This is a genomic window from Streptococcus mitis, assembly GCF_003942965.1.
GTDB classification, from domain to species: domain Bacteria; phylum Bacillota; class Bacilli; order Lactobacillales; family Streptococcaceae; genus Streptococcus; species Streptococcus mitis_BH.
The window spans coordinates 1-13,765 of sequence record NZ_RJOG01000016.1 but is presented as its reverse complement, the minus strand read 5'-3'; the positions used below and the strand labels follow the sequence as shown (position 1 = coordinate 13,765).

At 42.1% G+C, this 13,765-nt stretch carries 17 protein-coding genes, 1 pseudogene and 2 other annotated features; of the genes and pseudogenes, 12 read left to right on the top strand and 6 right to left on the bottom strand.

What is annotated here, in order from left to right; all coding sequences use genetic code 11:
• Positions 1 to 69: 69 nt before the first annotated feature.
• The 10 genes from D8837_RS06040 to trpA all read left to right on the top strand — a co-directional run bounded on the left by D8837_RS06040 (position 70) and on the right by trpA (position 10,095).
• Positions 70 to 762: a sugar transferase gene (locus D8837_RS06040; RefSeq protein ID WP_125456510.1), complete on the top strand. Its 693-nt coding sequence runs from the start codon at positions 70 to 72 to the stop codon at positions 760 to 762.
• A 42-nt stretch (positions 763 to 804) separates the two neighbouring features.
• Positions 805 to 2,034 carry a DegT/DnrJ/EryC1/StrS family aminotransferase gene (locus tag D8837_RS06035; protein WP_125456509.1) on the top strand — a complete coding sequence of 410 codons (1,230 nt, stop codon included), beginning with the start codon at positions 805 to 807 and terminating at the stop codon, positions 2,032 to 2,034.
• 34 nt (positions 2,035 to 2,068) lie between these two features.
• Positions 2,069 to 2,299: a binding site (T-box leader), on the top strand.
• A gap of 64 nt (positions 2,300 to 2,363) precedes the next feature.
• Positions 2,364 to 3,542 (top strand): tryptophan synthase subunit beta, encoded by a 1,179-nt coding sequence (trpB, locus tag D8837_RS06030; RefSeq protein ID WP_125456508.1) that lies wholly within the window; start codon positions 2,364 to 2,366, stop codon positions 3,540 to 3,542.
• Positions 3,533 to 3,764: a binding site (T-box leader), on the top strand. (Overlaps the previous gene by 10 nt.)
• 71 nt (positions 3,765 to 3,835) lie before the next feature.
• Positions 3,836 to 5,197 carry an anthranilate synthase component I gene (trpE, locus tag D8837_RS06025; RefSeq protein ID WP_125456507.1) on the top strand — a complete coding sequence of 454 codons (1,362 nt, stop codon included), beginning with the start codon at positions 3,836 to 3,838 and terminating at the stop codon, positions 5,195 to 5,197.
• A complete protein-coding gene (locus D8837_RS06020) occupies positions 5,194 to 5,760 on the top strand; it encodes an aminodeoxychorismate/anthranilate synthase component II (protein WP_125456506.1) in 567 nt (188 codons plus the stop codon). The genes trpE and D8837_RS06020 overlap by 4 nt, the downstream gene beginning before the upstream one ends.
• A 10-nt stretch (positions 5,761 to 5,770) precedes the next feature.
• Positions 5,771 to 6,775, top strand: coding sequence for an anthranilate phosphoribosyltransferase (trpD, locus tag D8837_RS06015; protein WP_125456505.1), 1,005 nt, complete (start codon positions 5,771 to 5,773; stop codon positions 6,773 to 6,775).
• Entirely contained in the window at positions 6,772 to 7,539 is a 768-nt protein-coding gene (gene trpC, locus D8837_RS06010; protein WP_125456504.1) for an indole-3-glycerol phosphate synthase TrpC, read from the top strand. Before trpD ends, trpC begins: the two co-directional genes overlap by 4 nt.
• Complete coding sequence (locus D8837_RS06005; protein ID WP_125456503.1) at positions 7,526 to 8,125, top strand: phosphoribosylanthranilate isomerase; 600 nt, start codon at positions 7,526 to 7,528, stop codon at positions 8,123 to 8,125. Before trpC ends, D8837_RS06005 begins: the two co-directional genes overlap by 14 nt.
• On the top strand, positions 8,103 to 9,326 hold the full coding sequence (trpB, locus tag D8837_RS06000; RefSeq protein ID WP_000331265.1) for a tryptophan synthase subunit beta: 1,224 nt from the start codon (positions 8,103 to 8,105) through the stop codon (positions 9,324 to 9,326). The genes D8837_RS06005 and trpB (D8837_RS06000) overlap by 23 nt, the downstream gene beginning before the upstream one ends.
• Positions 9,319 to 10,095 carry a tryptophan synthase subunit alpha gene (gene trpA, locus D8837_RS05995; protein WP_125456502.1) on the top strand — a complete coding sequence of 259 codons (777 nt, stop codon included), beginning with the start codon at positions 9,319 to 9,321 and terminating at the stop codon, positions 10,093 to 10,095. Before trpB (D8837_RS06000) ends, trpA begins: the two co-directional genes overlap by 8 nt.
• On the opposite strand, the gene D8837_RS05990 is transcribed toward trpA, so the two are convergent.
• A complete protein-coding gene (locus tag D8837_RS05990) occupies positions 10,067 to 10,726 on the bottom strand; it encodes a prepilin peptidase (RefSeq protein ID WP_125456501.1) in 660 nt (219 codons plus the stop codon). The two genes, trpA and D8837_RS05990, sit on opposite strands and share 29 nt — an antisense overlap.
• 69 nt (positions 10,727 to 10,795) lie before the next feature.
• Here D8837_RS05990 and D8837_RS05985 point away from each other — a divergent pair, with 69 nt between their 5' ends.
• Entirely contained in the window at positions 10,796 to 11,251 is a 456-nt protein-coding gene (locus tag D8837_RS05985; RefSeq protein ID WP_125456500.1) for a GNAT family N-acetyltransferase, read from the top strand.
• 33 nt (positions 11,252 to 11,284) lie between these two features.
• Positions 11,285 to 11,562: pseudogene (locus D8837_RS09870) on the top strand (transposase); the annotation flags it as partial.
• A 109-nt stretch (positions 11,563 to 11,671) separates the two neighbouring features.
• Here D8837_RS09870 and D8837_RS05975 read toward each other — a convergent pair.
• From D8837_RS05975 to D8837_RS05955, 5 genes are all read right to left on the bottom strand, one after another.
• Complete coding sequence (locus D8837_RS05975) at positions 11,672 to 11,875, bottom strand: CsbD family protein (protein ID WP_004262234.1); 204 nt, start codon at positions 11,873 to 11,875, stop codon at positions 11,672 to 11,674.
• 30 nt (positions 11,876 to 11,905) lie between these two features.
• Positions 11,906 to 12,514 carry an Asp23/Gls24 family envelope stress response protein gene (locus D8837_RS05970; RefSeq protein WP_125456499.1) on the bottom strand — a complete coding sequence of 203 codons (609 nt, stop codon included), beginning with the start codon at positions 12,512 to 12,514 and terminating at the stop codon, positions 11,906 to 11,908.
• A gap of 39 nt (positions 12,515 to 12,553) precedes the next feature.
• On the bottom strand, positions 12,554 to 12,724 hold the full coding sequence (locus D8837_RS05965) for a DUF2273 domain-containing protein (RefSeq protein WP_000455064.1): 171 nt from the start codon (positions 12,722 to 12,724) through the stop codon (positions 12,554 to 12,556).
• Between the two features lie 11 nt (positions 12,725 to 12,735).
• On the bottom strand, positions 12,736 to 13,308 hold the full coding sequence (amaP, locus tag D8837_RS05960) for an alkaline shock response membrane anchor protein AmaP (RefSeq protein ID WP_020901648.1): 573 nt from the start codon (positions 13,306 to 13,308) through the stop codon (positions 12,736 to 12,738).
• 76 nt (positions 13,309 to 13,384) lie between these two features.
• Positions 13,385 to 13,621, bottom strand: coding sequence for a GlsB/YeaQ/YmgE family stress response membrane protein (locus D8837_RS05955; protein WP_125456498.1), 237 nt, complete (start codon positions 13,619 to 13,621; stop codon positions 13,385 to 13,387).
• Positions 13,622 to 13,765: the final 144 nt, after the last annotated feature.

Below are 13,765 nucleotides of genomic sequence, written 5' to 3'. Positions count from 1 at the left end.
GCCTTTTCCATTTTGTGGTATAATGAAAAATGTTGACAAATAGTATAATAAAAACAAAGGAGAAACAGCATGCTGAAATGGGAAGACTTGCCCGTGGAAATGAAATCAAGCGAGGTTGAGTCTTACTACCAGCTTGTCTCTAAAAGGAAGGGGTCGCTGATTTTCAAGCGTTGTTTGGACTGGGTTTTGGCCTTAGTCTTGCTAATTTTGACTTCCCCAGTCTTTCTCATCTTGAGCATTTGGATCAAGTTGGATAGCAAGGGCCCTGTCATTTACAAGCAAGAGCGCGTGACCCAGTACAACCGTCGGTTCAAGATTTGGAAGTTCCGTACCATGGTGACGGATGCGGATAAAAAAGGAAGTCTGGTGACTTCTGCTAACGATAGCCGTATTACCAAGGTTGGGAATTTCATCCGCCGTGTGCGTTTGGACGAACTGCCTCAGTTGGTCAATGTTCTTAAAGGTGAGATGTCCTTTGTCGGGACGCGTCCTGAAGTGCCACATTATACAGAACAGTATAGCCCTGAAATGATGGCGACCTTGCTTTTACCGGCAGGAATTACCTCTCCAGCCAGCATCAACTACAAGGATGAGGACACCATCATCAGTCAAATGACAGAGAAAGGTCTGTCAGTTGACCAAGCCTATGTAGAACATGTTCTTCCTGAAAAGATGCGCTATAATCTCACTTATCTCCGAGAATTTAGTTTCCTTGGAGACATCAAAATCATGTTTCAAACCGTGTTTGAAGTGCTAAAATAAAGTAGTCATTAGAAAATGAGTACAGATAAAAGGAGCAAATCAATGCCAAATTACAATATTCCATTTTCACCACCCGATATTACAGAAGCAGAAATTGCTGAAGTTGCGGACACCCTTCGTTCTGGTTGGATTACAACTGGTCCAAAGACAAAAGAACTAGAGCGTCGCTTGTCTCAATACACACAGACGCCTAAGACTGTCTGTCTCAACTCTGCGACAGCCGCTCTGGAGTTAATTTTGCGTGTTTTGGAAGTAGGACCTGGTGATGAAGTCATCGTTCCAGCCATGACCTATACAGCTTCATGTAGTGTTATCACTCACGTAGGGGCGACCCCTGTCATGGTGGATATCCAAGCAGATACGTTTGAGATGGACTATGACTTGCTTGAGCAAGCCATTACTGAAAAGACCAAGGTGATCATCCCAGTAGAACTTGCAGGGATTGTTTGCGACTATGACCGTTTGTTCCAAGTCGTGGAGAAAAAACGTGACCTCTTTATCGCTTCAAGCAAGTGGCAAAAAGTCTTTAACCGTATTGTGATTGTTTCTGACAGTGCCCATGCTCTGGGATCTACTTATAAAGGACAACCAGCTGGTTCTATCGCTGACTTTACTTCCTTCTCTTTTCATGCCGTTAAGAATTTTACAACTGCTGAGGGAGGAAGTGCCACTTGGAAAGCCAATCCAGCGATTGATGACGAAGAAATGTACAAGGAATTCCAAATTCTTTCCCTTCACGGGCAAACTAAGGATGCCCTTGCTAAGATGCAACTGGGCTCATGGGAATATGATATCGTCACACCAGCCTACAAGTGTAATATGACCGATATCATGGCGTCACTTGGTTTGGTACAATTGGACCGTTACCCTGGTTTGCTAGAACGTCGTAAGGACATTGTGGACCGCTATGATCGTGGTTTTGCAGGTTCTCGCATCCATCCACTGGCACATGAGACTGACACAGTCGAGTCTTGTCGTCACCTCTACATCACCCATGTAGAAGGAGCGAGCCTAGAAGAACGCAATCTTATCATCCAAGAATTGGCCAAAGCAGGAATTGCAAGTAATGTCCACTACAAACCGCTTCCTCTCTTGACAGCCTATAAGAATCTTGGTTTTGATATGGCCAACTATCCTAAGGCCTATGCCTTCTTTGAAAATGAAATTACGCTCCCTCTTCACACTAAATTAAGCGATGAAGAAGTGGACTATATCATTGAGACTTTCAAAACAGTTTCTGAAAAAGTGCTAGCTTTATCAAAAAAATCGTAAAAAAGTCTTGACAAAGAAAAAACAAAGTATTAAAATAAGTTCAACAAATCAGAAAAGTAACTATTTTTGATCTTCAGGGAGCCTGTGGTGATTGTGAACAGGTGGTTGGGAGTAGTGAAAGTGGGCTGATTTTAAAAATGAATTTGAAACAATGAAAATTCGGTGCGCACACCTTACAGTGCAGCTTGTTGTTAGACAAGGCAGAGATGTAAAGGGAATAGTCCCTTTATAATTGAGGTGGCACCGCGTTACCAACGCCCTCACATGGAAGTAGATTCCGTGTGTGGGCTTTTTCATATCTTGGAAACAGTAGAAAAGAGAAAAAATTTATGACAACTAAAGGTTATTTTGGACAATTTGGTGGTAGTTTTGTACCGGAGCCGATTCAGGCTTTGTTGGATGAGTTAGAAGTGACATTTGACAAGTACAAGGAAGATCCAGAGTTTTTAGCAGAATTTCGCCATTACTTAAAGGACTATTCAGGTCGCGAAACACCGCTCTATTTTGCGGAAAGTTTAACAGACCACTTAGGTGGTGCTAAGATTTATCTCAAGCGCGAAGACCTTAACCACCTTGGTTCTCACAAGCTCAACAACGTTTTAGGGCAAATTCTTCTTGCCAAACGTATGGGCAAAAAACGTGTTATCGCGGAAACAGGTGCTGGTCAGCATGGTGTTGCTACTGCAGCGGCTGCAGCCAAGTTTGGTATGGCCTGTGATGTCTACATGGGGGCAGAAGATGTGGAACGTCAACGTCTTAATGTTTTCCGTATGGAAATGATGGGAGCAACTGTTCACGCAGTTGAAACGGGGACACGAACTCTTAAGGATGCGGTTGATGCAGCCTTTGGAGCATGGATGAATGACCTTGAAGCCTTTTACGTTCTGGGATCTGCTGTGGGGCCTCACCCTTATCCTACAATTGTCCACGAGTTCCAAAAAGTTATCAGTGAAGAATCTCGTCATCAAATCTTAGAAAAAGAAGGACGATTGCCAGATTACGTCATTGCTTGTGTAGGTGGTGGTTCCAATGCCATCGGTGCTTTTTCACAGTATGTGGCTGATGAAGAAGTTAAATTGGTTGGGGTAGAAGCTGCTGGGCACGGGCTTGATACAGACAAGCACGCAGCTACTATGACAAAAGGTAGTATCGGAATTGTCGACGGCATGAAGACTTATGCAGTCTTTAAGGAAGATGGAGAGCTAGCTCCAGTTTACTCTATCTCAGCTGGATTGGACTATCCAGGGGTTGGCCCAGAACACGCCTACTTTAAAGATTCAGGTCGCGTGGAATATGTGGCTGCGACAGACGAAGAAGCTGTTCAGGCTCTCCTCCTTCTCAGCAAGACTGAAGGAATTATCCCAGCGATTGAAAGCTCACACGCTATCGCAGAAGCAGTTAAACGTGCACCGAAACTAAGTAAAGACGACATTATCATCATCAATGTCTCTGGTCGTGGAGACAAGGACGTAGCTGCGATTGCAGACTACCTAGAAGCTAAAAAATAATAGATGGAAAAATTACAGTCCTTTCTCTCACAGAGAGCTTGTGGTTGCTGAAAACAAGCAGAGAAAGCTGTAAGGTTGGGTCCATCTGAAACGAGAGAAGAAAACATAATTCTCAAGGGAGTGCCCTTTATCGCACAGCCTGTTACAGGAGGTATCTGAGACAGGAATGAGAGATAGGAGAAATCCTATAATTGAGGTGGCACCGCGAATTTCGTCCTCACGCAAGTTATTTTGCGTGGGGATTTTTCATACAGTCGCCACGAACTAGAATTAGAACTGAAAGGGAAATTACAATGGAACGAATCATTCATGGAGATGTCTTATCACCAATCTTGGCTTATATGCGCCTAAAGGGGCAACACAAGGTTATCTTAGAAAGTATTCCGAGAGACAAGGAAACAGCTCGTTTTTCTATACTAGCCTATAATCCAGTTTTTGAGATTAAGTTTGAAAATGGAGTCCTTTATCAAAATGGGCAAGTGATTGATCGTGATCCCTTGGATTTCCTTTATGAAGTGACTCATAAGAACCAACACCATTCAGACCTACCTTTTGGTGGGGGAGCCATTGGTTTTGTTGGTTACGATATGATTTCTCTTTATGAAGAAATTGGTCAAATTCCTGAGGATACAATTGGGACGCCAGACATGCATTTCTTTGTCTATGAGAGTTACATGGTCTTTGACCACAAGAAGGAAAAAATCCATGTCATTGAGGATGCTCTCTATAGTGAGCGCAGTCAAGAAGACTTGGAAGAAGCCTTGAGCCAAGTACTTGCGGAATTACGCATTCCTGCACCAAATGAATTTGAAGACTTGGATTTATCACCACTGGACTTCAAACCCCATATCGCTCCTCAGAAGTTTGAGGAAATGGTGGAAACAGCTCGTGACTTGATTCGTAATGGCGATATGTTCCAATGCGTGCTCAGTCAGCGCTTCTCAGCAGAAGTTACTGGAAATCCATTTGACTTCTACAGAAATCTTCGTGTGACCAATCCATCTAATTACCTTTATTTCTATGATTTTGGGGATTATCAAATCATTGGAGCCAGTCCAGAAAGTTTGGTTTCTGTCAAAAATGGTATCGTGACAACTAATCCGATTGCAGGGACACGGCCAAGAGGAGCTACGGATGAAGAAGACAAGGCTTTGGCGACAGACCTGCTTTCGGATGAGAAGGAAACAGCAGAGCATCGAATGTTAGTAGACTTGGGTCGTAATGATATTGGTCGCATCTCTGAAACGGCCAGTGTCCAAGTCACTAAGTATATGGAAGTGGAGCTCTTCCGCTATGTCATGCATTTGACCAGTGTGGTCAAGGGGCGTTTGCTTCCAGAACTCACTGCCATGGATGCCTTGAAAGCAACACTTCCTGCTGGAACTGTTTCTGGAGCACCAAAAATTCGAGCTATGAGACGCATCTATGAACTGGAAACGGAAAAACGGGGCGTATACGCAGGAGCAATCGGCTACTTGTCTGCGACGGGTGATATGGATTTTGCCATCGCCATCCGAACTATGATTCTCAAAAATCAAACAGCCTATGTGCAGGCTGGGGCAGGGATTGTCTACGACTCCATCGCCCAAAACGAATACCAAGAAACCATTAACAAAGCAAAATCTATGACTAGAATTGGAGAACTAAGACCATGATTTTATTGATTGACAACTATGATTCTTTTACCTATAACTTGGCGCAGTACATTGGGAATTTTGCAGAAGTTCATGTCTTGAGAAATGATGATCCCAAGCTGTATGAAGAAGCTGAAACAGCAGATGGTTTGGTTTTTTCTCCTGGTCCCGGTTGGCCAGTTGATGCTGGTAAGATGGAAGACATGATTCGTGACTTTGCCGGCAAAAAGCCGATTCTTGGGATTTGTTTGGGCCACCAAGCCATCGCAGAAGTCTTTGGTGGTAAGTTAGGTTTGGCTCCAAAAGTCATGCATGGGAAACAGAGTAATATCAGCTTTGAAGCGCCATCTGTTTTGTATCAAGGCATTGAGGATGGCCGTGCAGTCATGCGTTACCACAGTATTTTGATTGAGGAAATGCCAGAAGACTTTGAAGTGACAGCTCGTTCGACTGATGACCAAGCTATTATGGGAATTCAACATAAAACCCTTCCAATTTATGGATTCCAGTACCATCCAGAGAGTATCGGAACGCCAGATGGCTTGTCTTCTATTCGGAATTTTATCGAGAAGGTTGTAAAGTGAGGAAACTAGGATGAAAGAGATTATTGAAAAACTAGCAAAATTTGAAAATTTATCAGGTGTGGAAATGACGGATGTCATTGAGCGTATCGTAACTGGGCGTGTAACTGAAGCGCAGATTGCTTCTCTTCTCTTGGCTCTTAAGATGAAGGGGGAAACACCTGAAGAACGCACAGCCATTGCCCAAGTCATGAGAGGGCATGCCCAACATATTCCAACTGAGATTCATGATGCCATGGACAACTGTGGTACAGGTGGGGACAAGTCTTTTAGTTTTAATATTTCCACAACTGCAGCCTTTGTCTTGGCTGGTGGTGGTGTTCATATGGCAAAACACGGTAACCGCTCGATTTCTTCTAAATCTGGTTCTGCAGATGTCCTCGAAGCCTTGGGTATTAACCTAGACCTCAAACCAGCTGAACTAGGTAAGGTTTTTGATAAAACTGGAATCATCTTTCTCTTTGCTAAAAATATGCACCCAGCTATGAAATACATCATGCCAGCTCGTTTGGAATTGGGAATTCCAACGATTATGAACTTGACTGGTCCACTGATTCATCCAATGGCTTTGGAAACACAGCTTCTTGGAATTAGTCGTCCAGAACTACTAGAAAGTACAGCTCAGGTTTTGAAAAATATGGGGCGCAAACGTGCCATCGTAGTTGCGGGACCAGAAGGGTTGGATGAAGCTGGTTTGAATGGAACAACCAAGATTGCACTTCTTGAAAATGGCGAAATCACCTTATCAAGCTTTACTCCAGAAAATTTAGGGATGGAGCGCTACGCTATCGAAGATATCCGTGGAGGCAATGCTCAGGAAAATGCAGAAATTTTGCTTAGCGTTCTTAAAAATGAACCAAGTCCATTCTTGGAAACGACAGTCTTAAATGCTGGTCTTGGTTTCTATGCTAATGGTAAGGTTGATAGCATCAAGGAAGGAGTTGCCTTAGCTCGTCAAGTCATTGCTAGTGGCAAGGCCCTTGAAAAACTCAGATTGTTGCAGGAGTACCAAAAATGAGTCAGGAATTTTTAGCACGAATTTTGGAGCAGAAGGCGCGTGAGGTTGAGCAGATGAAGTTGGAGCAAATCCAGCCCCTGCGCCAGACCTATCGCTTGGCTGACTATCTAAAAGAACATCAAGACCGCTTGCAGGTAATCGCTGAAGTCAAGAAAGCTAGCCCTAGTCTGGGAGATATCAATCTCGATGTGGATATTGTGCAACAGGCCCAGACTTATGAAGAAAACGGAGCAGTGATGATTTCTGTTCTGACAGATGAAGTTTTCTTTAAAGGACATTTGGATTATCTACGGGAGATTTCCAGTCAGGTACAGATTCCGACGCTTAACAAGGACTTTATCATCGATGAAAAGCAAATCATCCGAGCTCGCAATGCAGGTGCAACGGTCATCCTACTCATTGTGGCAGCCTTGTCCGAAGAACGTCTCAAGGAACTTTATGACTATGCGACAGTGCTTGGTCTAGAAGTCTTGGTGGAAACTCACAATCTAGCTGAACTAGAAATGGCTCACAGACTTGGTGCCCAGATTATCGGGGTCAATAACCGCAACTTGACCACCTTTGAAGTTGACTTGCAGACCAGTGTAGATTTGGCTAAACATTTCAAAGATGATTGTTTGTACATTTCTGAATCTGCTATTTTCACAGGGCAGGATGCGGAACGAGTAGCACCATCCTTTAACGGAATTTTAGTTGGGACAGCTCTCATGCAGGCAGAAGATGTAGCCCAGAGAATCAAGGAGTTGCAAATTGACAAAGGTTAAGATTTGTGGACTATCGACCAAAGAAGCGGTAGAAACAGCCGTTTCAGCAGGGGCAGACTACATCGGTTTTGTCTTCGCACCTAGTAAAAGACAGGTGACTTTGGAAGAGGCTGCTGAGCTGTCAAAACTCATTCCTTCCGATGTTAAAAAGGTTGGTGTATTTGTTTCACCAAGTCGAGCAGAACTACTAGAAGCGATTGAAAAAGTTGGCTTGGACTTGGTTCAAGTTCACAGTCAGGTGGCGAATGATTTGTTTGAGGATTTGCCTTGTGCCAGCATTCAGGCTGTACAGGTGGATGGAAATGGTCATGTGCCCAATTCTCAGGCAGATTATTTACTCTTTGATGCTCCTGTGGCTGGGAGTGGCCAGACCTTTGACTGGGGGCAACTGGATACGACGGAATTAGCTCAGCCCTTCTTTATCGCAGGTGGGCTTAATGAAGACAATGTAGCACAAGCAGTTCAACACTTTACTCCCTATGCAGTCGATGTATCGAGCGGAGTGGAGACAGATGGACAAAAAGATCAGGAAAAGATTAGAAGATTTATAGAGAGGGCAAAGAATGGCATATCAAGAACCAAATAAAGATGGATTTTACGGAAAATTCGGCGGACGTTTCGTCCCAGAAACATTGATGACAGCAGTTTTGGAGTTGGAAAAGGCTTATCGTGAAAGTCAGGCAGATCCAAGTTTCCAAGAGGAATTAAACCAGCTCTTACGCCAGTATGTGGGACGTGAAACTCCTCTTTACTACGCAAAAAACTTGACCCAGCATATCGGCGGAGCCAAGATTTATCTCAAACGGGAAGACCTCAACCATACAGGGGCTCACAAGATTAACAATGCCTTGGGACAGGTTCTTCTGGCTAAACGCATGGGTAAAAAGAAAATTATCGCTGAAACGGGTGCTGGTCAGCACGGTGTAGCAACTGCAACTGCTGCGGCCCTCTTTAATATGGAATGTACCATCTACATGGGTGAGGAAGATGTTAAACGCCAAGCCCTCAATGTCTTCCGTATGGAGCTTTTGGGAGCCAAGGTTGAGGCAGTGACAGACGGTTCGCGCGTGCTCAAGGATGCGGTCAATGCAGCCCTTCGTTCATGGGTGGCTAATATCGATGATACCCACTATATCCTTGGTTCTGCCTTGGGGCCTCATCCATTCCCAGAAATCGTTCGTGATTTCCAAAGTGTTATTGGTCGAGAAGCTAAACAACAGTACCGTGACTTGACAGGTCAAGATCTGCCAGATGCCCTAGTAGCTTGTGTTGGTGGTGGGTCTAATGCCATCGGTCTCTTCCATCCCTTTGTAGAAGATGAGTCAGTAGCCATGTATGGGGCTGAAGCAGCTGGACTTGGTGTGGATACAGAGCACCACGCTGCTACCTTGACCAAGGGTCGTCCGGGTGTCCTCCACGGTTCTCTTATGGATGTGCTCCAAGATGCTCATGGTCAAATTCTTGAAGCCTTCTCTATCTCAGCAGGATTGGACTATCCTGGTATCGGTCCAGAGCATTCTCACTACCACGATATTAAACGTGCCAGCTATGTTCCTGTGACTGACGAGGAAGCCTTGGAAGGATTCCAACTCTTGTCTCGTGTGGAAGGGATTATCCCAGCCTTGGAATCTAGCCATGCTATCGCCTTTGCGGTGAAATTGGCCAAAGAACTCGGACCAGACAAGTCCATGATTGTCTGTCTATCAGGTCGTGGGGACAAGGATGTGGTTCAAGTCAAAGACCGCTTGGAAGCAGATGCAGCAAAGAAGGGAGAAGCTCATGCCTAAGACACTAACAAAAAAATTAAACGCTATAAAAGCAGCTGGAAAAGGAATTTTCGTTCCCTATATCATGGCTGGTGACCACGAAAAAGGTTTGGATGGTCTCGCTGAAACAATCCACTTTTTAGAAGATTTGGGTGTTTCAGCTATTGAAGTGGGTATTCCCTTTTCAGACCCAGTTGCAGATGGGCCTGTTATCGAAGAAGCAGGCTTGCGCAGTTTAGCCCACGGGACCTCTACCCAGGCTTTGGTTGAAACCTTGAAAACCATTGAAACAGAGATCCCGTTGGTCATCATGACCTACTTCAACCCTCTCTTTCAGTACGGTGTGGAGAATTTTGTCAAAGATTTGGCTGATACAGCTGTTAAGGGCTTGATTATTCCAGACTTGCCTCATGAGCATGCCAACTTTGTAGAACCATTTTTGGCAGATACAGACATCGCCTTGATTCCTCTAGTTAGTTTGACGACAGGAATTGAGCGCCAGAAAGAATTAATTAAAGGGTCAGAAGGATTTATCTATGCGGTTGCCATCAATGGGGTGACAGGGAAATCTGGCAATTACCGTGCAGATTTGGACAAGCACTTGGCACAATTGCATCAAGTGGCTGATATCCCAGTCTTGACAGGATTTGGCGTATCTAGTCAAGCCGATGTAGAACGCTTCAATGCGGTGTCAGATGGCGTTATCGTCGGTTCAAAAATCGTAAAAGCCCTCCATCAAGGAGAGCCGATTCAGGACTTTATCAAACAAGCAGTAGCTTACCAAAAATAATCACACAAGCAGCAAGTAAGAGGAAAGGCACGAAAGGAAGTCTTTCCTTTTTCTTTTGTAGGAGAAAGGCTAGAATTCCTGTTGCAGAAGCAAACTGAATCAAGATGAGTAATTCTGTTGCGCTAAAGACGAGAGCGCAAGAAGCTAAAAAGAGAAAATCCCCTGCGCCCATGCGAATATCGATAAAATGAGCTAAAATTCCAAGAGCAAGGAAGAAGACCATGACCAGATTCCAGCCAGAGGAAGCCATGAGAATTAGGTGGAAAGTCATCCAGACCAGTAAGGGATATTCCTGATGGCGAAAGTCGTAGATGCCCAAGGTCAAACCTGCAGTGATTAGGATGACTTGACTCAAGGAAAGTAATCCCCAAGAGTAAGATAGAAAGAGGAGACCTAAGCCTAGTTCAAAGAGGGCATACCAGACTGGATAAGAAGCCTTACAGTAGCGACAGTGAAAGCGATTGAGCACCTGCGAGAGAATCGGAATCAAATCTAAGGGGCGTAAGCGAGTCTGACAGGAATCGCAGTGACTAGCAGGTTGGATAATGGATTGCTCTGGAAAACGGTCAATAACCAAACCAAGAAAGGAAGCGAGAATGCTCCCGACAAGAAAAAAATAAATATCAATCATACTTATCTATTCGTAAAAAATAGTAGAAGTAGTATAATAAAGAAACATAGACAAGATAGTGAGGTAAAGATGATAATTCGTTTTGAAGAAAAGGTGAGCACAGAAAACGCTCAGCTCGTATGCCAATGGTCCAACTCCCTTGGCAAATCCTTTCAAGAACAATGGATGGGACCAAGGGTTCCTTTTCCCTTGACCATTCAAGTTTTTCAAGATTTGGAAGGAATCTTTTCAATCTTTGATGGACAAGAGTTTGTGGGGCTAATACAAAAAATCAGGCTAGAAGACAGTAATCTTCATATTGGAAGATTTTTTATCAATCCTCAGAAACAGGGGCAAGGCTTAGGTAGTCAGGCTTTAAGGAAATTTGTTAGTTTGGCCTTTGAAAATAGAGATATAGACAGTATCTCTCTAAATGTCTTCGAGGCAAATCAAAGAGCTCAGAATCTTTACCAAAAAGAAGGATTTAAAATCGTTCAAATGGTTGAAACACCTGAACGAAAATACATCATGAAAAAGAGTAGATAGAAAGTAAAAATCCTTGAAATCAATGTTGACTGCGATTATGAACCTGAATCAGCCCCTCAAAAGGGACTGTATATGAATGAACGTTACCAGTGTTTAAAAACTAAAGAATATCAGGCACTTTTATCTTCCAAGGGTAGACAAATTTTCGCTAAACGTAAGATTGATATGAAATCTGTCTTTGGGCAGATAAAGGTTTGCTTGGTTATAAGAGATGTTATCTGAGAGGTAAGCGCCAAGTGAGAATTGACATGGGATTCGTACTCATGGTCAACAACCTGCTGAAATATAATAAGAGAAAGAGGAAAAATTAAAAAGCTAGAGTTCCGCAATTGGAAATCTCTAGCTTTTTGTTTTCTGAGAATCATCTTGACTCAGACTCTTTTGACTAATGTTACTAAAAAGATAAAGTAACTTTTAGCCTTATTTATTGTCGCCACTCAACATGTTTTTAACACCTTCGATAGCGCCTTCTACAGCGTCTTTGGCATCTTCAGCAACTTCTTTTACTTTAGAAACAACTTTTTCAGCTGCTCCTTCTTTTTCCATTTTTTCATCACCGATGGCTTTCCCAACACCTTCTTTAATAGAACCTTTAGCTTGATTTAATTTTTCTTCTACTGACATGATAATTTCTCCTGTTATATTTATTTTATATTAGTTTACACGAGCTTTTTCGTGAGATACTACACCAGTTGCTGCACCTTTAACAGCTTCTACACCTTCGCTAACTTTTTCTTGAACAGTTGAGAAACCAGATCCAAGACCAGATTTAGCTTTTTCGAATTGTTCTGAAGCGAATTCTCCTGTTGATTCAGCAACGTCAGATACGCGATCTTGAAGGCTTACTGAGTCTGCTTCATGTTGTTCTTTAGTTTTGATGTCGACAACGTTTACGTTGATTTCAACAACTTCCAAGTCAGTCATTTTAGCAACTTCTGAAGATACGATTTCTCTGATTTCTGAATATNAAGCTGGAACATTTTTTTGGTACTCAGCAATAATGTTTAAGTCAACTGCAACTTGTGTTTTACCAACTTCTACGTTAACACCACTTGTTACGTCATCGCTGTTAACGATTTTTTCTTTAAGATTTGAGAAGAAACCACCGTCGATTCCCAAAAGACCTGAAACGTTTTCTAGTGACAGACCAATGATTTTTTGGATAACTTTATCTTCGTAAGTAAGTTCCCCTTTGATTTCGTGAGCTACAGCAGTAGCATCTTTCTTTTCTACGTTAGTGTTAATGTTTTTTTCGTTTGACATATGAAACTCCTTTAATTAAATTAGTAATTTTTATTTTTTTTATTTATCTATATAGTTTTTTTCGATATATAATCCAGCTGCAACTCCCAGTGCTCCTAAAATCAATACAAATATTGTTTTGAAGAAGCCAAAGGAGATAATCAAACAAGCGAGAAATACGCCTATGAGACCTGCGATTATTGGATATCGATATTGTTTAAGCCATTCCATTTTTTACTTCCTTACTTCACACGACTAACAGTCTTTTTGTTTTGAGGTTTTGGTTTAGGCTGGTAGTCTTTTACTAGAACTTCTAGTTTAACCTGACGCTCAATACCAAAAAACTGCTTCAATCCATTAGTTATTTCATTTTGAATTAGTTGGCATCTGTCAGCGATGTTGTCCGAAGGAAGAATTTTACCTTCTACATGAACGAAACATTTATTTTTTCGTAAATTTACATGAACAGTTGGGTTCTTGATCAATCCATGATCACTTACCAAACTTCTAACAAAACCTTCGATTGCAGAATTCTTTAATTTTAATGTATCGTTTTTAGTTTCAAGCTGAATTTCCAAATAACGTTTAGGATAAAACAACACAACTAACATCGATAACAAAACTAAAGTTGATAGAGCCACTATCCCCCAGAATATATATCTAGAGAGATAGAATTCAACGAAATGATTCTGTCTCCAGCTAAATAGCTGAATGCCTAGATCACTAACTTGATGATAATCTATCAAAACAGGAAGGAAAATTGTCAAGATTAAAATACAGAAAATAATGAAACATATTTTCTTTGCTTTTGACATATACAATCCTTTCGATTTAACATTAAACTATTTTTACCCGTCTAATCTATTTAAAAATAGTTTATTCTACAAGTAATTATTTTTCACCTGTAAAGAATGATACTACAGTAACAACAATTGCTGCTCCTGCAATAGATGGGATCAAAGCCATTCCAGCGATGGATAGGCCCCAACTACCTAAAAGGGATTGTCCTACAGATGACCCGACTAAACCAGCGACTACATTTGCGACGATTCCCATAGAACTACCTTTTTTAGTGATTCTACCTGCTACAAGTCCAATAAGACCTCCAGCAATGATTGACCACAATATTGCTTACCCTCCTTTTTTATTTTAATATCAAAAAATAAATCAATTCCTTTGATTATTGCTATTATATAATTTTGATATAAAATAATCAATTATTTTGATTATTATGTAATTTTAATATAAAAAAATCAAATTCTTTGATTGTTG